Annotated in this window: 16 protein-coding genes; 3 read left to right on the top strand and 13 right to left on the bottom strand. The window is 72.5% G+C overall.

Going from position 1 to position 18,769, the window contains the following annotated elements:
• Window positions 1–24: 24 nt before the first annotated feature.
• From Aco03nite_RS15060 to Aco03nite_RS15050, 3 genes are all read right to left on the bottom strand, one after another.
• Window positions 25–468 carry a hypothetical protein gene (locus tag Aco03nite_RS15060; RefSeq protein WP_203795711.1) on the bottom strand — a complete coding sequence of 148 codons (444 nt, stop codon included), beginning with the start codon at window positions 466–468 and terminating at the stop codon, window positions 25–27.
• Between the two features lie 61 nt (window positions 469–529).
• Window positions 530–1,399 (bottom strand): SCO6745 family protein, encoded by an 870-nt coding sequence (locus Aco03nite_RS15055; RefSeq protein WP_203795710.1) that lies wholly within the window; start codon window positions 1,397–1,399, stop codon window positions 530–532.
• A 139-nt stretch (window positions 1,400–1,538) separates the two neighbouring features.
• Window positions 1,539–1,946 (bottom strand): cellulose binding domain-containing protein, encoded by a 408-nt coding sequence (locus Aco03nite_RS15050; protein WP_203795709.1) that lies wholly within the window; start codon window positions 1,944–1,946, stop codon window positions 1,539–1,541.
• Between the two features lie 175 nt (window positions 1,947–2,121).
• Here Aco03nite_RS15050 and Aco03nite_RS15045 point away from each other — a divergent pair, with 175 nt between their 5' ends.
• The 3 genes from Aco03nite_RS15045 (at window position 2,122) to Aco03nite_RS15030 (ending at window position 5,598) form a co-directional block, all read left to right on the top strand.
• Complete coding sequence (locus Aco03nite_RS15045; RefSeq protein ID WP_307837642.1) at window positions 2,122–3,387, top strand: BTAD domain-containing putative transcriptional regulator; 1,266 nt, start codon at window positions 2,122–2,124, stop codon at window positions 3,385–3,387.
• The gene (locus Aco03nite_RS15035) at window positions 3,384–4,613 is read left to right on the top strand and encodes a tetratricopeptide repeat protein (RefSeq protein WP_307837641.1); all 1,230 of its coding nucleotides are present in this window, start codon (window positions 3,384–3,386) and stop codon (window positions 4,611–4,613) included. The genes Aco03nite_RS15045 and Aco03nite_RS15035 overlap by 4 nt, the downstream gene beginning before the upstream one ends.
• A gap of 130 nt (window positions 4,614–4,743) precedes the next feature.
• Entirely contained in the window at window positions 4,744–5,598 is an 855-nt protein-coding gene (locus tag Aco03nite_RS15030) for a DUF4394 domain-containing protein (RefSeq protein WP_203795708.1), read from the top strand.
• Here the strand turns inward: Aco03nite_RS15030 and Aco03nite_RS15025 are convergent.
• From Aco03nite_RS15025 to scpA, 10 genes are all read right to left on the bottom strand, one after another.
• Complete coding sequence (locus Aco03nite_RS15025; RefSeq protein WP_203795707.1) at window positions 5,595–7,268, bottom strand: CATRA conflict system CASPASE/TPR repeat-associated protein; 1,674 nt, start codon at window positions 7,266–7,268, stop codon at window positions 5,595–5,597. The genes Aco03nite_RS15030 and Aco03nite_RS15025 overlap by 4 nt on opposite strands.
• Window positions 7,246–7,590: a CATRA system-associated protein gene (locus tag Aco03nite_RS15020; RefSeq protein WP_203795706.1), complete on the bottom strand. Its 345-nt coding sequence runs from the start codon at window positions 7,588–7,590 to the stop codon at window positions 7,246–7,248. Before Aco03nite_RS15020 ends, Aco03nite_RS15025 begins: the two co-directional genes overlap by 23 nt.
• Before the next feature lie 63 nt (window positions 7,591–7,653).
• Window positions 7,654–8,532, bottom strand: coding sequence for an aminoglycoside phosphotransferase family protein (locus tag Aco03nite_RS15015; RefSeq protein ID WP_203795705.1), 879 nt, complete (start codon window positions 8,530–8,532; stop codon window positions 7,654–7,656).
• Window positions 8,533–8,779: 247 nt separating this feature from the next.
• Complete coding sequence (locus Aco03nite_RS15010; protein ID WP_203795704.1) at window positions 8,780–9,676, bottom strand: hypothetical protein; 897 nt, start codon at window positions 9,674–9,676, stop codon at window positions 8,780–8,782.
• 60 nt (window positions 9,677–9,736) lie between these two features.
• A complete protein-coding gene (locus tag Aco03nite_RS15005) occupies window positions 9,737–10,255 on the bottom strand; it encodes a GNAT family N-acetyltransferase (RefSeq protein WP_239145176.1) in 519 nt (172 codons plus the stop codon).
• A gap of 33 nt (window positions 10,256–10,288) precedes the next feature.
• On the bottom strand, window positions 10,289–12,943 hold the full coding sequence (locus tag Aco03nite_RS15000) for an ATP-binding protein (protein WP_203795703.1): 2,655 nt from the start codon (window positions 12,941–12,943) through the stop codon (window positions 10,289–10,291).
• Between the two features lie 2 nt (window positions 12,944–12,945).
• Window positions 12,946–13,980, bottom strand: a complete 1,035-nt coding sequence (locus Aco03nite_RS14995; RefSeq protein WP_203795702.1) for a medium chain dehydrogenase/reductase family protein — start codon at window positions 13,978–13,980, stop codon at window positions 12,946–12,948.
• 8 nt (window positions 13,981–13,988) lie between these two features.
• Window positions 13,989–15,656, bottom strand: a complete 1,668-nt coding sequence (locus Aco03nite_RS14990) for a multicopper oxidase family protein (RefSeq protein WP_203795701.1) — start codon at window positions 15,654–15,656, stop codon at window positions 13,989–13,991.
• A gap of 49 nt (window positions 15,657–15,705) precedes the next feature.
• Entirely contained in the window at window positions 15,706–16,662 is a 957-nt protein-coding gene (gene meaB / locus Aco03nite_RS14985) for a methylmalonyl Co-A mutase-associated GTPase MeaB (RefSeq protein WP_203795700.1), read from the bottom strand.
• Window positions 16,659–18,752, bottom strand: coding sequence for a methylmalonyl-CoA mutase (gene scpA, locus Aco03nite_RS14980; RefSeq protein WP_373872601.1), 2,094 nt, complete (start codon window positions 18,750–18,752; stop codon window positions 16,659–16,661). The genes meaB and scpA overlap by 4 nt, the downstream gene beginning before the upstream one ends.
• Window positions 18,753–18,769 lie beyond the last annotated feature (17 nt).

Here is an 18,769-nt window from a genome sequence, read left to right as displayed (position 1 = left end):
TATCGCAGGCACCACACATCGCTGTTAACGCACAGTGAACGACAGCGACGATCGCCGCACCGAGGTTACCGCCGGGTAGCGTGCTAGTCGAGTTTCATCTTCGTCGACGAGCCGACGGTCTCGATCACGCTGAAGTTCGTCGCCTTGTCCTCCGGGGCGTACCCGCGGCTCCAGCACCATCGGCACCTTCGGCGCGACCGCCGCGATCAGCACGGCGCTCTCGGAGACCCCGCCCGGCGGGTACGACTTGTCGCCCACCCGGAGCACCGGCTTCACCAGCTTGCCGGACGTGTTCACCACCACGAACTCGCGGCCGGCCCCGGACTTCAGCAGCATCCGCTCCCACGTGCCGGGCGCGGGCACCGGCGGGAACTGCCCGGCCTCCGGGACCAGATGCAGCGACGGCGTCAGCTCGGTGCTGTCCGCGAGGAACTCGGTCCGCACCGCCTCTCCGGGTCGCCGCCGCATCCGGCGAGCAGAAGGACAACGGCGACGACCACAGCGATCTTCGTACGCACGGAGACGACCGTCAGGCCGGACGGGGCGCCTTGTCAATGCTCAGGCCACCCGACTTGACCACGGCCCGGCTCATCGGGCGGGTCAACTCGGCCAGCCGCGCACACCCGTCCACCCCGAGCACCGCGTACGCGGGCACGGCCGCCCGGTCGGTGGTCGCCTCGATCGACGCCCGCAACTCGGCGCCGCTCGCGCTCAGGGCCGGCTCGTCGCCCTCGATCAGCCCGCGCTGGCGCAGCCCCTCGGCCGCGGCCTCCCAGCGCTCACCACTCCAACCCCGGCTGAGCTGCAGGAACCGGCGCGGAACCGTCCCGGACGCGACGTGCAGGATCACCGCCTCCAACCCGGACAGACCGGCCAGCAGCAGGGCGGCCACGTGCCCGTCGCCGCGGAACTCGCGCAGGATCGTCTGGGCGTGCCAGAGCACCAGGTGCGGCCGGTCCGGCCAGGGCAGGGCGACATGCGCGGCGAAGAGCGGACGGCCTTCCGGGTACGCCGCGGCCGACTCGGCGGCCCGTCGCGCCAGATCGGCGGCCTCCCGCATCTCCGGCGAGTCCACCACCCCGGCGCCGAGCAGCCGCTCCAGCGCGGCCCCGGCGGCGTCCACCCGGGCGGCCAGCACAGCCTGCGGGGTGGTCACGTCCCAGGCCGACGGCAGCGCGCGGGCCACCAGGTCGGGGTTGAAGTTGTAGAAGGTGGCCACCACCGGCCCCGGACCGACCGGTCCCATCGCCGCCGACCGGGACGCGAAGTAGCCGTTCCCCGGGTCGAGCCCCAGCGCCGCGTACCGCTCCCGCGCCTCGGCGACGAAGTAGATCATCCCGTGCAGCGGTTCGGTGATCCGCCAGGCCTCCCGCGCCGCCTGTTCGAGCCCCTCCGACATGCCGCCCCCTCACCATCGGTTACCGATGGGTAGCCTCGCACGCCACCGCCGCCCTGTCACGGACCTCCGCTCGGACCGGACGGCGAACCGGGCGTGGTGGGCGCGCCCCTCCGACGCGCCCACCACGCCGTTCCCGGAATCAGGGCTTGGTGGTCGTACACACGTGGTCGTTGACCTTGAATTTGGGTGGGCGGGGGCCCTTCACGTCGCCGGCGGCGGAGAAGCCGACCTGGACCGACTTGTCCGGGGCCACGTCGCTGTTGTAGGCGAGGCTCTTCGCGGTGACGGACTGGCCGTCGGCGGTGAAGGTGGCCTCCCAGCCGGAGCGCAACGTCTGGCCCGCGGGGAGCACGAAGCGGAGCGTCCAGCCGTACAGGATCGCCGTCCCGGTGTTGGTGATGGTGATCTGGCCGGTGAACGACCACGTGTCGCCGTTGGTCACATAGCTGACATCGCAGCCGGCGGTGGCCGCGGCGGACGCCGGGACGGACGGTGTGAGCAGGGCCGCCGTCAGGACGGTGACGCAGGCTACGGATCGACGTATCACGATGCGGCTCCCGTGCTTGTGGTATCGGTTCAGGCTTGCCTAAGGTTCCCTTGAGCAGGGTGGAACACCGGACTGGATCCTGACTGGACGGCGGTTGGACGAGCTGCGGTGACGCGCCGAAGGGTGACCCGCCGGAAGGAACCGCGCCGGACGGTGACGCGCCGGAGGGGGGAGCGTGCGGATTCAGGTGCTCGGCCCGGTCCGCGCCTGGATCGGCGACGATCCGGTGGAGTTGACCTCGGCCGGGCGGCGGGCGGTGCTCGGGCTGCTCGCGGTGGCCGGCGGGCAGCCGCTGGACGAGGCCGGGCAGGCGCGGCTGATCCGGGCCTACGCGGCGGCCGGGCGGCGGGCCAAGGCGTTCGCCACCTACCACGACATCCGTCACCGTCTCGCCGACGAGCTGGGCATCGATCCCGGCCCGGAGCTGGCCGCCGCCCACGCGGCCGTGCTGCACGACGCCCCGCCGGAGACCCCGAGGGACAGCATCAGGCCGGCCCGGGAGGAGAAGGAGGCGGTGCCTGCCCAGTTGCCGGCTGACGTCCCCGGGTTCACCGGGCGGGACGAGGAGCTGGCCGAGCTGGACCGGCTGGTCCCGATCGGGGAGCCGGCCCTGCTCGTCGTCGCCGGCATGGCGGGCGTCGGCAAGACCGCCCTGGCCGTGCGGTGGGCGCACCGGTCCCGGTCCCGGTTCCCCGACGGTCAACTGCACATCAACCTGCGTGGGTACGACACCGAACAGCCGATGACAGCCGACGACGCCCTGGCCGGTTTCCTGCGTGCACTGGGCATGGCCGGGCGGGACATCCCGGCGGGCCGGGACGAGCGGGCCGCCGCGTACCGCAGCCGCCTCGACGGCCGCCGGATGCTGATCGTGCTGGACAACGCCGCGACCGTCGAGCAGGTCCGGCCGCTGCTGCCCGGCACCCCGTCCTGCACGGTGCTGGTGACCAGCCGGGACATGCTGCCCGGCCTGGTCGCCCGGCACGGCGCGCATCGTCTGGTGGTGCCGCTGCTGCCCGGCGACGAGGCGCTGACGCTCGTCACCCGGCTGATCGGCGGGCGGGTGCGCGACGATCCGGCGGCGGCGGCCGACCTGATCGACAGGTGTGCCCGGCTGCCGCTGGCCCTGCGGGTGGCCGCCGAGCTGGCGGTCGGCCGCCCCGGCGCGCCGCTGCGGACCCTGGTGACCGAGCTCGCCGACGAGAGCCGCCGGCTGGAGCTGCTGGACGCCGGCGGTGACCCGCAGACCGGTGTGCAAGCGGTGTTCTCCTGGTCCTACCGGCAGCTGCCGCCCGCCGCGGCGCGCGCGTTCCGGCTGCTCGGGCTGGTTCCCGGGCCGGACCTGTCGGGGTACGGCGCGGCCGCGCTGCTGGGCACCGGCGTGACCGAGGCGCCGGGCTGCTGGACCTGCTGGCGCACGCACACCTGGTCCAGCACGTGACGGCCGACCGCTGGACGCAGCACGACCTGCTCCGGGCGTACGCCGCAAGCCTGGCTCTGCCCCTGATCGAGAACGACGACGCGCTCAGTGACGCGATGCTGTTCACCGCGACCCTGGCGATGGACACGCTCTATCCGGCGGAACAGCACCGGCGGGCCCGGGTGGACCGGCCGGACGCGCCGATCCCGCCGGTCGGCACCGCGAAGGGCGCGCAGGCGTGGCTGGACCGGGAGCGCGACAACCTGGTGGCACTCGCCGCGCACCGGCCCGCACACGCCGCCGATCTGACCCTCACGCTGCTGCGATACCTGGAGAGCGGCGGGCACTACCCGGAGGCGGTGGTGATGCACGAGCACGCGGTCCGGGCCGCCCGGCTGACCGGGGACACCGCGGCGGAGGCGCAGCTGCTGACCGATCTCGGGGTGATGAACGTCCAGCAGGGACACTACGAGCCGGCGGAGACGATGCTGCGGCGCGCGGCCGGCCTGGCCCGGGAGTGCGGTGATCACGCGGTGCAGGCGCGGGCGCTGGGCAATCTCGGTCACGTCCACCAGTGGCAGGGCCGGTACGACGACGCCGCGGACCGTCTCCGGGAGGCGCTCGCGCTGTGCCGGCTCACCGGCGACCGGGCCGCCGAGACACGGGCCCTGGGCAACCTGGGCCAGGTCTTCCGGCGGCAGGGCCGCGACGAGCAGGCGGCCGCCTACCTCAGCGAGTCGGTGCGGATCTGCCGCGACATCGGCGACCCGGTCGGTGAGGGATACGCCCTGGTCAGCCTGGGTGGCATCGCCGCCCGGCAGCGGGACACCAGACGGGCGGCCCGGTCGCACCGGGAGGCGCTCGCGGTCTTCCGCCGGACCAACGAACGCGCCGGTACGGCTCTGGCGCTGGACGGTCTGGGCACGGTCACCCAGGACGTCCTGTTCCTGCGTGAGGCGCTCGAGATCTTTCAGCAGCTCGGCGAGCGGTCCGGCGAGGCGCGGGTCACCAACAGTCTCGGCGAGGTCTGCACCACGACCGGGCGGCCGGGCGACGGGCGCGAGCACCACCGGGCGGCGCTGAGTCTGGCCACCGGGACCGGGGACCGGCACGAGTCGGCACGGGCGCATGCCGGGCTGGCCCGGGCGGCGGAGATGCTCGGGGATCCGGAGACCGCCGAGCAGCACCGCAAGCAGGCGCGGGACGGCTGGGCGGAGATCGGCGCCCCGGAGGCCGTCGACTGGTGACTGGCACCGCGTCCATTCCGCGTCCAGTCGCGATCCATTCAACATTCTTAACTTTCGATGTGTCACCGCGTGGACGTCGGTGTTCGTCACTCGAACGCCGGTGTTCGTCACTCGAAGGAGAAACCGGAAAATGAGCTCTCGGCTGAAGAAGTGGGCCGCCTCGGCGGCCGTTCTGACCCTCACCACCTCGGCGCTGGTCGCGGGTCAGGCGGGCACCGGTGCGGCCGCCGCGGCGCCGTCGTTGCAGGCGTTCGGGATCGCCGGCGGCGGCACCCTGATGCTGTCCTTCAGGACCGACACCCCGGAACAGAACGACTGGGTACGCCGGATCACCGGCCTGGCCGGCGACACGTACGTGGTCGGACTGGACGCGCGGCCCCAGGACGGCAAGCTGTACGCGGTCGGCAACCAGGGCGGCATCTACGTCATCGGGGTGCCCAGCACGATCGCCACCAAGGTCTCCCAGTTGCAGGTCGCGCTGTACGGCACGAAGTTCGGTGTCGACTTCAACCCGGCCGCCGACCGGCTGCGGGTGATCAGCGACAACGGCCAGAACCTGCGGCACAACCTGGGTGACAACACCACCGTCGAGGACACCACCCTGACCACCCCGCCGGGCACCGGCCCGGCCAAGGGCGTGACCGCGGCGGCGTACACCAACAACGATCTGAACGGGGCCACCAACACCACCCTGTTCGGCATCAACACCGCCACCGACCAGGTCGTCATCCAGTCGCCGGCCAACAACGGGTTCCTGGTCGCCACCGGCAACCTCGGTGTCGACGCCGGACCGGACACCGGATTCGACATCTTCAGTGGCCTGAGCGGCGGTAGGACGGTGACGAACACGGCGTTCGCGGTGCTCACCCCGGCCGGCGGCTACCAGACGCTGTACGCGATCGACCTGCTCACCGGGGCGGCCGCCGCGATCGGGGTGTTCCCGCTGGACGTGTCGGACGTCGCGGTGGCGACCAGCGCGTACTAGCCTTCTCCGCCGGCCGGGGTTCGGGGTTCGGGGACCGTCACGGAGTCCCCGACGCCGGGCCCGGCCGGCACACCCCGCCAGAGCCAGGCCTGCCGGTCGTACGTCTTGACCCGCACCCGCACCGGCACGAAGTGGCCGGCGTCCAGCCCGGGATAGCCCTCCCCCACCACGTCCTGGTAGATCCGGTCGGAGACCAGCGCGACCAGATCGGCGTCCGGATGGTCCTTGATGCCCTGGCGCAGGGCGTCGCTGTCCAGCAGCCGCCCGGTCTCGATGATGGTGGCGCCGGTGAACCCGATCGCCGACGGGGCGAACCGGCCGACCGTCACCGACAGTCGCAACCGGATCCGGTCCCCGGGATGCTCGCCGTTGTCCGCCGCCAGCCGGGCCCGCCAGCCGTTGAGCAGTCCCGGCAGGGCCAGGTGCGGCTGGACCCGGGCCGGCAGCACCACCATCATGCCGTCGCCGGCGTCCTGCCGATCGCTGTCCCGCAGCGGCACCCCGATCCCGTCCAGGACGTCCGCCACCATCCCGGCCAGTCGCCGCTGCACCTCGAACTGGCCCGGTGTGGTCCGGTCGCTGTACCTGACCACGTCGATCCCGAAACCCATCCGGTACTCGGCCCGGCCGTCCGGCTCCCGGGGCGGGCCGGCCACCGGCGGGGTGAGCGCGGACGTCACCGGCAGGCTCACCACCGGGGCCAGCAGCCGCGCCCGGTCCTGGACCGTCCGCAGGTAGTAGACGTCGTCGGCGAGCCACCGGGTCACCGCAGTCGCCAGCGCCCGGTCCGACGGCAGAGGGGCCGGCAGCACCGACGCCATGTTCTGCGCCGACGCCTCCACACTGAGCTGCATCCAGGTCAGCGCCTGCAGCGTGCCGGCCACCTCGGCCAGATCCCCGGCCAGGTCGTGATCCCCAGCGGCGGCCCGGTTCAGGCGGGCCGTCGCCCGGTCCCGCAGCGCCCGGATCTGCTCACCGTCGCCGCGGACCCGCGCCTGGTAACGCAGCCGGGCCGCGTGCATCAGGTAGCGGCCCAGCGGCGGCAGCGCCACGTCACCGGCGCTCCAGGTGAACCGGCTCAGGCGGGCGTCCTCGGCCGGCAGGCCCAGCACCACCAGCCGCCGGAACGCCCGCGCACCACCGGCCGTCGCCTCCCACAGGGCCAGATCATTGACCGCCAGTGGCCTCGTCCACCACTCGTCCGCGTCGTCCTCGGCGGGAGGCAGCTCATCGCGTACGTCAGCAGGGCCTTTGGCCAGAAAGACGGTGCCGCCACCGAGGAACGCGCCCAGGCCACCGGCGGTCAGTTTGCGCCACCAGCGGGCGTACTCGAACCAGCCCGGCGGGGTCGCCGCGCCCAGCCGCATCCGCCGCGGCTGGGCCATCACCAGGGAGAAGTTCAGCATGTCGTGCTCGCGCCGGACCACCGCCTGGAAATCCACCGCCGGATCCTGCAGCCCGGCCAGGGCTCCCTCCGGCGCGGAACCCGGCTCGGCGGGCAGCTCGGTGGCCAGACCGGTGCCGTCGATCCGCCGGGTCATCCCCAACTCGGTGCGGCACGCGTCCCAGAGCAGCTCCAGCTCCCGCAGCGCGTCCGTCGCGGCCGGCCCGTCCACCGGCGCGAACAGGTGCGCGACGAACTCCTGCTCATCGAGCCTGCCCGCGGTCACCGGCCACCCCCGTCCGGCCCTGGAGCCGGCGCTGTTCCAGCGCGTGCACCAGGGTGGTGCGGCGGTCGAGCACCGGTTCCGGGATGCCGACGATCACGGCGCTCCCGATCCGCAGCGCCCGGGTCGGCCCGCTCAGCTCCAGGTCGATCACGGCCTCCCGGATCCCGGCGGCGTCACCGTCCGTCAGCGCGGTCCCGAGGCGGGCGACGGCCTGATCCACATGGGCCCAGCGGTCCGGGGTCAACTGCCACCGAGCCACGTGCCGGAGTACGGCGATCGCGTCCTGAAGGGTCTCGTCATCCCACGATTCAGGGTGCTCCATGGCAATCCACAGTAGTCAGGATCCGCCCCGGGAAATGTCACCCGAACCACCGACCCGTTCCGGTTAACCGAGTGCCTCAGCCACCAGAACCTGCTCGGCCTCCAGAGCGTGCCCGCCGTCCTCGACGGTCCACAGCGAGTTCTGCAGGGTGCGGCCGAGGGTCCAGCGCACCGCCCGTTCCCGGTCCAGCCCCATCACCTCGACCATCACCTCGAACCGGCGGCGGACGGCCCGGCGCGGATCGCCGTCCGCCGGCCACTGGTTCTGCAGCACCGGGAGCAGCTCGAACGCCGGATCACCGGCCAGCGGTTTGGGGTCGATCGCCACCCAGTCGCCGCTGTCGCCGGCCAGCACGTTCTGGTGGTGCAGGTCCCAGTGCAACAGCCGGTCGCCGCAGTCACCGGCCACCTCCCGCACCGCATCGGCCCAGGTCAGAAGCAGCTTTCCGGCGGCCGGATCGGTCAGCCGGGCGGCCGCGGCCGGAACGTCCGCCAGCATCCGCGCGGTCACGTCGGCGAGACTCCGGACACCCGCCGGGGCCCGGTGGGCGTTGAGCCGGAGCAGCAGCCCGGCGATGATCCGGGCGGCCTGCCCGTCGTGGACACCGCGCAGGTCACGCCCGGAATCGAGGCGTTCGAGCAGCAGCGCGCCGTCGTGCTCGCGGAGCAGGCGTACCGCGCCGTCGCCGTTCCAGGTCCGCAGGGCGGCAGCCTCGCCGGGGTGCTCGGGGTCGTCGATCTGAAGCTTGAGCGCGGCCGGGCCGTCGGGGCCCCGGACCGGGATCACCAGGGCGACCTCACCGCACATGGGCGGGCCGTCGACGGTGAGAGCCCACTCGGCCAGCCGGTTGGCCACCAGTCGTGGCGCGTCGGCGAGCCAGGCCCGGCCGCGGTCGCCGTAGTAGCGGGGCAGGTTGGTGACGAGCCGGGCCGGGATCCTCACCCGGTGACGACGCGGTGGTGGAGGTCGACGAGGTCCTCGATGAACCCGTCGAGCGACACATTCGTCACGTGGACCAGCTTCGCCATGTGGCGGCCCCTTTCCCTCGGCCACCAGGTTATGCGCAGATCAGGCTCTGGGCAGGCCCCGGACCGGCTACCTCGAGCAGTTCGCCCCGTCGACGGCCGCCAACGCCCCGGCCGGCAGCTGGTGACCGACCGCCCGGTCCAGGTCGGTGGTTCCCTGCCGGTCAGCCGATGGACACCCCGGAGACCGACGGACTGCCTTCGCCGGTACGGGTGACCGACAGTGCCGCCCCGGCCAGCACCGCGAGGATCAGCCCCGCGAGCACGCCCAGGGTCAGCCCGTCCGGTTCGAACAGTGGCTGTCCGCGCAGGGCCTGCCAGGTGGTGAGCACGGTCAGGCCCGCGTACCCGGCTCCGGCGACCAGCAGCAGCCGGACCCGGGCGGTCTCCGGCAGCCGGGTGGCGTACCGGTTCAGTGCCCAGGCCAGCAGCGGCAGCACCTGCAGCGCGTGCAGGCCGATGAAGTGCCCGATCCGCAGGTCGCCGCCGGCCGTGCTCCAGCCGGTGACCGGCAGCCCCGGGCCGCCGTCCGGGACGCCGACGGTGTGCGCGCTCTGCATCGGCGCCGCCACCACCAGGCCCAGCCAGGACACCCCGAGACCGAGCCCGATCCCGGTCTTGACCACCCGGTCCCGGATCCGGGCCCGCAGCACCGCGACGGCGATCAGCACGTGTGCGAAGAACAACGCGATGATCGCGGCGAACATGGTGTTCCACAGGGCGGTGTCGAACGGCGTACTCATGTTGAAGTGGCTGGTGGTCCCCCGGATCACCTGCACGACGACGATCGCCATCTCGACGAACAACGCGAGGACGATGACGAACGCGGACCGTTCAGCAACCGGGCTGCGCCGTGGGAGCAGCGACAGCATCCAGGCGAGGGCCAGCGAGTACAGCAGGATCGACACCGAGAACTTGAACGGTTTGAGCCAGATGGGAGCGCCGGTGAGAACCCGATCGTCGACGAGGATCCCGACCGCGGTGACGGCGGTGAGAACCGCCATGCCCACAGCCAGAACCATCATCGACCGGTCCCAGGACGCGATTGACGGCGCTTTCATGCGGTAGATCCTGGCCAGTGGGCCGGTCCACTCGCGTCGGCAATCGATACCTACCGGCCGTCACAGGGCCGCGGCGTAGATCCGGACGCTCTGGGTGCCACGGTAGGTGGCGTCGCGTTCGTAGGCGAGGCCGCTCTTCTCCGCGACCCGCTGCGAGGGGACGTTGTCCGGGTGGATGATCGCGATGAGCCGGCGCACGCCGAGCACGTCGCGGGCGTGGTCCCGGCAGGCGGTGGCGGCCTCGGTGGCGTAGCCGTGACCCTGCAGGTCGGCCCGCACGTGGTAGCCGACTTCGACGTCGGTGACCCCCTCGACCTCTTGCGGAGTAAGCCCACAGTCGCCGACGAACTCACCGGTGGACCGGAGCGTCACCACCCAGAGCCCGTGGCCTTCCTGCCGGTAAAGGCGCTGGTTCCAGTCGATCCAGCCCCGGGCCTCGTCCCGGGTCTTGGGCCGCGGGTAGTACCGCATCACGTCCGGATCCCCGAGAATCGCGGCCATGTCGTCGAGGTCGTCCACCTCCATCGGCCGGAACGCCAGCCGCGGGGTGGGCGCGGGGACCACGTGCTCCTGCTTCACGATGTTTCCTTCCTGGGAGCCTGGATCGGCTGGTCAGAGGCCTGGGTGGTTCTTCAGCTGGCGGCGGGAGGTCAAGCCCAGCTTGCGGAAGATGTTGCGCAGGTGGGCGTCCACCGTGCGCTTGCTCAGAAACAGCTGGGCGGCCACCTCCAGCGACGTGGCGCCGGCACCCACCAGGCGGGCGATGGCCACCTCCTGCATGGTCAGGCTCTCGAACGGATCTCCCGGGCGGGAGAACACCTTCTCGCCGGTCGCCCGCAGCTCGTCGGCGGCCCGCTTGGCGAAACCCTCGCTGCCGGAGGCGGTCAGCAGTTCGTGGGCGGTTCTCAGGTGAGGGCGGCAGTCCCGGCGGCGGGCGTTGCGGCGTAGCCATTCGCCGTATAGCAGGTGGGCCCGGCCCAGGTAGGGGGTCAGCGGACCCTCGGTGAGCAGCTCGATCGACTGCCGGAAATCGTCCTCGGTGCCGGTGACCAATCCTCGGGCGTACGCGGCCATTCCCCGGCCCGCGGTGGTGCCGCTGGCCTCGGTGCGGGCGGTCAGCGCCTCCAGTGCCTCGACTGCCACGGCCGGCTCCTCGCAGCGGATAGCGGCCTCCACCAGCTCCGGCAGGGCCGCGCCGGTCAGGAAGGCGTCGGCCGTCGCGGTGGCCCGGCGGGCGGCTGCCAGCGCGGCCGGGTAGTCGGCGAGCCCGTTGTAGAGGGTGGCCGCCGAGGAGTGCAGATTCATCACCCGGGCCGCCGCGGCCCGGGTCGGGCCGGTGAAGGCGAGGGCGGTGAACTCGTCGCGGCGACCCCGTTGGGCGGCCAGGTGCAGGCGGTGGTGCAGCAGCGGGACGGCATCGGTGGCGTCGGCGATCGCGGCCTCCTCCGCGGTCACGGTGATCGCCTGGCCGAGGTCGCCGTTCATGGTGGCGGCCACCGCCTTCTGCGCGAGTCCCAGCCGCAGTGTCAACGGGGAACCCGCGTCGCGGCCCACCTTGACCAGCCAGTCGGCGATGTCGGCGTGGGTGTCCGGATCCCACAGCTCGATGGCGATCATCGTGGACAGCGCCGGATGCTCGGTCCACTCGTCGGCGGTCCACTTCGCCGCCTCGGCGAACCCGCCGGTCACCAGGGCGATCACGGTGTCCAGCAGGTCCGGCGCGGATGATGCGGTTCGGGAGGCGGGTGGCGGGAGGGTCTCCCGGGCGGCGGCCACCACCTGCCGGATCACCCCGCCGCCCCGGCCCACCACCAGGCTCATCTCCAGGGCGTCCAGGAAACAGCCGCGGGCGGCGGCCCGGTCCACCGGCGCCAGGCGTTGTGCGGCACGCACCATCAGCAGCGGGCCGGCATCGTCGTGGTCACGGGTGAACGCGATCCGCCCGCGCATCTGATCGACCCGGGCCCGCTGGTGTACGCCCATCCCGGTGGAGTCCAGGGTGGCCAGGAGTTCCGCGGTGGTTTCGGAAGTGCCGGCGTCGAAGTGGGCCTGGGCGGCGGCCAGGGTGCGGGTGATCCGCTGGTCGGCGTTCAGGGACAGCGCGACCGCCTGCTCCAGGAAGGCCGCGGCCGCCGCGATGCCGCCCCGATCCTGGGCCCGGGAGGCGCACTGTTCCAACTCGGCGGCCACCCGGTCGTCGGGGCCGGCGCTGGCGTGGGCGCGGTGCCAGGCCCGCCGGTCGGGGGCGGTCGCCGGGTCGGTGGCCTCGGCCAGGGCCCGGTGGACCAGGTGGCGTTCGCCGGGGGTGGCGGCCCGGTAGACCGCCGACCGGGCCAGCGGATGACAGAACCGGATCCGGTGCCCGAACTCGGCCAGCCCGGTGCCGGCCGCCTCGCTGCCGGTGATGGTCAGGTCCAGGCCCAGGTGCAGGGCCGCGGTCCAGGGCAGGCCGGGATCGCCGGTCGGGTCGGCGCTCGCGGTGATCAGTAACAGTCGCGCCTCGGCGGAGAGCCCGTCGAGGCGGGTCTGGAAGCCGTGTTCGATCCGGCTCGGCACCGACGACGGGGCCGGCGGCACGTACCCTCCGGCCCGCGGCAGTTCCAGCAGCGCGAGCGGACTCCCCCGGGCCTCGGCGATCAGCCGGTCCCGGACCTGATCGTCGAGCGGGAACGGGCTACGCGCGGCGAGCAGGGCCCGGGCCTCGTCGTCACTGAGCCCGGAAAGGACGAGGCCGGGCAGTTCAGCAAAGCTGTCCGGCGGGGCCCCGGTGCGGACCGCGAACAGGATGGCGATCGGATCCCCGGCCACCCGGCGGGCCAGGAAACGCAGCGCCCGCGAGGAGGCGCCGTCCACCCACTGCGCGTCGTCGACCAGGCACAACAGCGGCTGCTCCGAGGCCGCGGCGGTGACCAGTTCCAGAACGGCGAGCCCGATCCGGTACGGGTCCGGAGCGCCCTCGGCCAGCCCGAACGCCACCCCGAGGGCGTCCCCGTGCCGCGCAGGTAGCGACGGCAGATACCGGAGCATCGGACGGCACAACTGGTGCAGCCCCGAATACGGCAGTTCCTGCTCGAACTCGGACCCGTAAGCACGCAGGACCCGGAGTGACGGCACCGCGCGTTCCGCGTACGACAGCAATGCGCTCTTGCCGATGCCGGCCTCGCCCCGCAGAACCAACGCCGCGCCGCGTCCCTCCCGGGCGTCGCTCAGAAGCTCCCGGATACGGCGCTGTTCGTGAACGCGCCCGGTGAGGGATTCGGATGGCATGTCTACTCTCGAAGGAGGATGACCTTGCCCGCTACGGTACGGGATTCGGCGAGGGCCAATGCCTCGGCCGCCCGGCTCAGCGGGAACGTGGCCGCGACCTGCGCGGTGATGGATCCCGCGGCGAGCAGGTCGAAGACCGCGGTCAGGTCCTCGCGCAGCCGGGCCCGGAACTTGGCCGTCTGCTTCTCGCCGGCCCAGAAGTTGTAGAAGCGGGCGCCCCGGTTGTTGGGCGACAGGTGCCACATCCACAACTGCGAGAACAGGTTCATGTACGTCAGTTGCGCCGACCCGGAGTCGTCCTTGGCCGCGGCGGTGCCGTAGGAGACCAGCGTCCCGCCCTTGCGGACCAGGTGCCACGACTGCTTGAGCCCGTCGCCGCCGACATGGTCGAACACCGCGTCCACCCCGTGCGGCGCGTGCTCGCGGATCCGCTGGTACATGTCCGGATCCCGGTAGTCGACCGGGATCGCGCCGAGGGCGGTCAGGGCCGCGTGGTGCCGTTCGGCGGCGGTCCCGATCACCGTGATCCCGTGGTGCCGGGCCAGCTGGACGAGGGTGGAGCCGACCCCGCCGTTGGCGCCGAGCACCACGATCGTCTGACCGGACCGGACCTTGGCGGTACGGAACAGCATCTGGTGCGCGGTGACCCCGTTGACCACGACGGTCTCCGCGTCGGCCGAGGAGACCCCGTCCGGCACCGGCACCAGGGCGGCGGCGTCGACGACGAGATGCCCGGCCCACGCGCCGACCTTGGTGACGACGGCGAACCGGCCACCGCCCAGCCCGGGGTCGGCACCGTCGCCGACGGCGGTGACCGTGCCGACCGCGTCGTAGCCGGGAACGAACGGGAATTCCGGCTGCCCGTAGTACTTGCCGAGCCGCATCTGCTGTTCGGCGAACGACACCCCGGTGGCGTCGACCCGCAGCACGACCTGCCCGGGTCCGGGTGCCGGCAGTCGCCGGACGCGGATCTGCAGGCCGCCGGGTTCGACGATGCCGGGCAGGACGATCTCGGTGGTTTCCACGACGCTGCTCATGGGTGTCCTCATTCGGGGGCGTGGTCGGAGCTGAACGGGGTGCTGACGCCCTGATACGCGAGGTGCAGGATCATGCCGTCGGCGCCGTGCTGGAAGTTGTGGCAGTGGTTCATCCAGATGCCGGGGTTGTCGGCGGTGAACTCGATCTCGTACAGCTCGCCGCGGCCGACGTTGAGGGTGTCGGTCCACCACGGGCTGCCGGTGCTGGGCTCGCCGTTGCGCGACAGCACCCGGACGCGGTGCCCGTGCAGGTGGAACGGGTGCTGGATGGTGCTGCGGCTGGCGATGCGGACCTTCACCCGGTCGCCGTGGGCGACTTCCAGGGTGGGTACGGCCGGGTAGAGCCGCCCGTTGATCAGGCTGCTGACGTACGACAGCCGCCCCTGGCTGAAACCGAACCCGTCGTCCAGCCGCAGATCGAACACACGCTGGTGACCGGTGGCCACGGGCGCGCTCGGGGAACCGTACGACAGCGGGTCGAATTGTCGTTGGCTCGTCACCGGGAGTGGCGGGGCGGTGCCACCGGGGCTGAGCGTGCGGGTCTCGCCGTCGAGGGCGACGGTGACCGGCCCGGGCGGCATGGTGAACCCGAGGTCGTAACGTCCACCAGCGGCGAGCACCAGGTCGGTGCCGGGTGCGAGCGGGGTGGCGCCCTGGATCGGGTTGCCGTCGACGGCGGTCACCCGGAAGTCGGCGCCGGCGACCTGGACGGTCCGCGGTTCGGCGGAGCTGTTGACGGTGCGTAACCGGACCTCACGGCCGGCGGGCACGTCCTCGGTGCCCGCCCAGTGGTGGGTGAACAGCACCCGTTCGAAGCCGCCGAACGGGGCGTCGTCCACGATGAACGCCCCGAACAGGCCTTTCTCGACGTTGTGCAGGGCGTCGCGGTGGGTGTGGTACCAGAAGGTGCCGGACCGGGTCGGGACGAACCGGTAGACGTGGCGGCCACCGGGCGGCACCGCGTCCTGGGTGACGCCGGGCACGCCGTCCTCCGCGTTCGGGACGTCGACGCCGTGCCAGTGCAGGGTGACACCGCTGTCGACGTCCCGGTTGAGCAGGGTGACCTCGACGAGCTGCCCGACCTTCGCGCGGATCTCCGGGCCGGGTGAGGTGCCGTTGAAGGTGAGCCGGTCGCCGGTCCGGGCGGCGGTCAGCGTCGTCCGTACGTCCGGCGTCTGGTCTTCGGGGCCGGTGAGCCGGTCGACGCTGAGCCGTCCCGGGGTGTCGTGCCGGTGCCCGCCGGAGGCGGAGGCGGTGGCCGCGGCGGTCAGCGACGCGGCCGGGACCAGCAGGAACACCAGCGCCAGGGAGAGCGGCCGGGCGGACAGGACGACGATCAGTCCCAGCACCGCGGCCGATCCGGCGAGCACGAGGACGGTGTCCTCGGGCGGGAACGGCACCAGCAGCCACCAGACCGACAGCACCGCTCCGGCCGCGCTGACCCGGGCCGACGTCCTACCGGGCCGCCAGAGGGCGAACAGGGCGGGGATCAGGGCGAGCGGCACCTGCACGCTCAGCCGGGAGTCGGCCAGCAGCAGCCCGCCGGTGAGCAGGCCCAGCGCGACGGCCAGCCGCCCGGCAGCCAGCGCAGCCAGCGTGCGGACCCACAGCAGGGGCGCCGCGACCAGCTGCAGCACCGCCAGCGTCAGATCGAGGAAGATGAGGATGGCGAACACCGGATCACAGTGCCGCTACCGGTCGCCGCGTCGCGTCGGCAAGAACTACCTATCCGTCGTACGCCTCCAGCAGTCGCTGTGCCGCCTGGGCCGGGGTGAGGGAACCGTCCAGGATCGCCTTGCGCACCACGCCGGCCTCGGCCCGGACCGCCGGATGGGTCTCGAACCGCTGGAGCAGCGCCTCCCGGGCCATCGTCCAGGTCCAGTCGGCCTGCTGTTCCCGGCGGCGGGCGGCGACGTCGGTCTGCTCCCGGTGGGCGGTGATCCGGGCCCACACTTCGCCGATTCCGGTACGTTCCAGCGCGCTGCACGTCAGCACGGGAGTGGTCCAGCCGTCGCCGTCGCTCATCATCCGCAGCGCCCCGGCGAGTTCCCGGGCGGCCCGTCCCGCTTCGGTGGCGTGCGGGCCGTCGGCCTTGTTGACGGCGATGACGTCGGCGACCTCGAGGATGCCCTTCTTGATGCCCTGCAGCTGGTCGCCGGTGCGGGCCAGGGTGAGGAACAGGAACGTGTCGACCATTCCGGCGACGGTGGTCTCGGACTGTCCGACACCGACGGTCTCGACGATCACCACGTCGTAACCGGCCGCCTCGACCACGACGATCGCCTCGCGGGTGGTCTTGGCGACGCCGCCGAGGGTGCCGCTGGTCGGGGACGGGCGGATGTAGGCGGCCGGGTCGGCGGCGAGCCGGGCCATCCGGGTCTTGTCGCCGAGGATGCTGCCGCGGCTGCGCACCGACGACGGGTCGACGGCGAGCACCGCGACCCGGTGTCCGGAGGCGATCAGGTCGCTGCCGAACGTGTCGATGAAGGTGGACTTGCCGACACCGGGCACCCCGCTGACACCGATCCGGTGCGAGCGGCCGGTGTCCGGGGTGAGCAGCGCGAGCAGTCGCTGGGCGCGGTCCTGGTGGTCGGGCCGGGTGGACTCGACCAGGGTGATGGCCCGGGCCACCCACGCCGGGCTGCGGGCGCGCACCCCGGCGGCGATCTCCTCCGGGGTCACCGCACGTGGCCCAGTTTCGTGGAGAGGTCGTCGAGCAGGCCGAGCGCGGCGTCGGCGAGCACGGTGCCGGGCGGGAAGATGGCGGCGGCGCCGGAGGCGCGCAGCTCGTCGTAGTCCTGCGGCGGGATCACCCCACCCGCGATGATCATGATGTCCGGGCGGCCCTGTGCGGCGAGCTCGTCGCGGAGCGCCGGCACCAGCGTGAGGTGCCCGGCGGCCAGGGAGTTGACGCCGACGATGTGCACGTCGGCCTCGACGGCCTGGCGGGCCACCTCGGCCGGGGTGGCGAACAGCGGGCCGACGTCCACGTCGAAGCCGAGGTCGGCGAAGGCGGTGGCGATCACCTTCTGGCCGCGGTCGTGGCCGTCCTGGCCCATCTTGGCCACCAGGATGCGCGGCTGACGGCCCTCGGCCTCGGCGAACGCGGCGGTGGCGGCGCGGGCGCGCTCGATGTTGGTCACCTCGCCCGCCTCCTTCCGGTAGACCCCGGAGATGGTACGGATCCGGGCGACGTGCCGTCCGTACACCTTCTCCAGGGCCTCGGAGATCTCGCCGACGGTGGCCCGGGCACGGGCGGCGTCGACCGCGAGCGCGAGCAGGTTGCCGCTGCCGTCACCGGCGGCTCGGGTGAGGGCGTCCAGGGCGGACCCGCAGGCCTCGGCGTCGCGCTCGGCCCTCAACTGGCGCAGTCGTTCGACCTGGCCCGCCCGTACCGCCGCGTTGTCGATCTTGAGAACGTCGATCGGCTCGTCGGCGTCCGGCCGGTACTTGTTGACCCCGATGACGGTCTGCCGGCCCGAGTCGATCCGGGCCTGCACACGGGCGGCGGCCTCCTCGACGCGCAGTTTCGGGATGCCCTCGTCGATCGCGCGGGCCATCCCGCCGGCCGCCTCCACCTCGGCGATGTGCTCGCGGGCGCGGGCCGCCAGATCGCGGGTCAGGCGCTCGACGTAGGCGCTGCCGCCCCACGGGTCGATCGCCCGGGTGGTGCCGGACTCCTGCTGCAGCAGCAACTGGGTGTTGCGGGCGATCCGCGCGGAGAAGTCGGTCGGCAGCGCGAGCGCCTCGTCGAGGGCGTTGGTGTGCAGCGACTGGGTGTGGCCCTGGGTGGCGGCCATCGCCTCGACACAGGTGCGCATCACGTTGTTGTAGACGTCCTGCGCGGTCAGCGACCAGCCGGAGGTCTGGCAGTGCGCGCGCAGGCTCGTCGACCGGGGATCCTTCGGCCCGAACCGGCCGACCAGCTCGGCCCAGAGCAACCGCCCGGCGCGCAGCTTGGCGACCTCCATGAAGAAGTTCATCCCGACGCCCCAGAAGAACGACAGCCTCGGGGCGAACGCGTCGATGTCCAGGCCCGCCTTCTGCCCGGCACGCAGGTACTCCACGCCGTCGGCCAGGGTGTACGCGAGTTCCAGGTCGGCGGAGGCGCCCGCCTCCTGCAGGTGGTAGCCGGAGATCGAGATCGAGTTGAAGCGCGGCATCCGCTGCGAGGTGAACGCGAAGATGTCCGAGATGATCCGCATCGACGGGGCCGGCGGATAGATGTAGGTGTTGCGGACCATGAACTCCTTGAGGATGTCGTTCTGGATCGTGCCGGACAGTTTCTCCGGCGCGACACCCTGCTCCTCAGCGGCGACGATGTAGAGCGCCAGCACCGGCAGCACCGCGCCGTTCATCGTCATCGACACGCTCATCCGGTCCAGCGGGATGCCCTCGAACAGACGGCGCATGTCGTAGATGGAGTCGATCGCGACACCGGCCATCCCGACGTCACCTGTCACCCGCGGGTGGTCCGAGTCGTAGCCGCGGTGGGTGGGCAGGTCGAACGCCACCGACAGGCCCTTCTGCCCGGCGGCCAGGTTGCGGCGGTAGAACGCGTTGGACGCCTCGGCGGTGGAGAACCCGGCGTACTGGCGGACCGTCCACGGCTGGTTGACGTACATGGTCGGATACGGTCCGCGCAGGTAGGGCGCGATGCCGGGCCGGCTGTCCAGATGGTCCAGACCCTCAAGACCGTCATACAGCCGCGGTACGGCGATGCCCTCCGGCGTGTGCCAGGGCTCGCCCGGCGACAGGGTCTCCTTTTCCACTGCCGGGACGCCCAGTT

Origin of the sequence: Actinoplanes couchii (genome assembly GCF_016862075.1) — a bacterium.
Taxonomy (GTDB): domain Bacteria; phylum Actinomycetota; class Actinomycetes; order Mycobacteriales; family Micromonosporaceae; genus Actinoplanes; species Actinoplanes couchii.
This window is presented reverse-complemented; position numbering and strand designations above follow the sequence as displayed.

Excerpts from the sequence above, each read along its gene's own strand:
- Aco03nite_RS15010 (WP_203795704.1), bottom strand. The coding sequence starts at position 9,676 with ATGAAAGCGCCGTCAATCGCGTCCTGGGACCGGTCGATGATGGTTCTG.
- Aco03nite_RS15020 (WP_203795706.1), bottom strand. The coding sequence starts at position 7,590 with ATGGAGCACCCTGAATCGTGGGATGACGAGACCCTTCAGGACGCGATC.
- Aco03nite_RS15000 (WP_203795703.1), bottom strand. The coding sequence starts at position 12,943 with ATGCCATCCGAATCCCTCACCGGGCGCGTTCACGAACAGCGCCGTATC.
- Aco03nite_RS15055 (WP_203795710.1), bottom strand. The coding sequence starts at position 1,399 with ATGTCGGAGGGGCTCGAACAGGCGGCGCGGGAGGCCTGGCGGATCACC.
- Aco03nite_RS14995 (WP_203795702.1), bottom strand. The coding sequence starts at position 13,980 with ATGAGCAGCGTCGTGGAAACCACCGAGATCGTCCTGCCCGGCATCGTC.
- Aco03nite_RS15030 (WP_203795708.1), top strand. The coding sequence starts at position 4,744 with ATGAGCTCTCGGCTGAAGAAGTGGGCCGCCTCGGCGGCCGTTCTGACC.
- Aco03nite_RS15060 (WP_203795711.1), bottom strand. The coding sequence starts at position 468 with ATGCGGCGGCGACCCGGAGAGGCGGTGCGGACCGAGTTCCTCGCGGAC.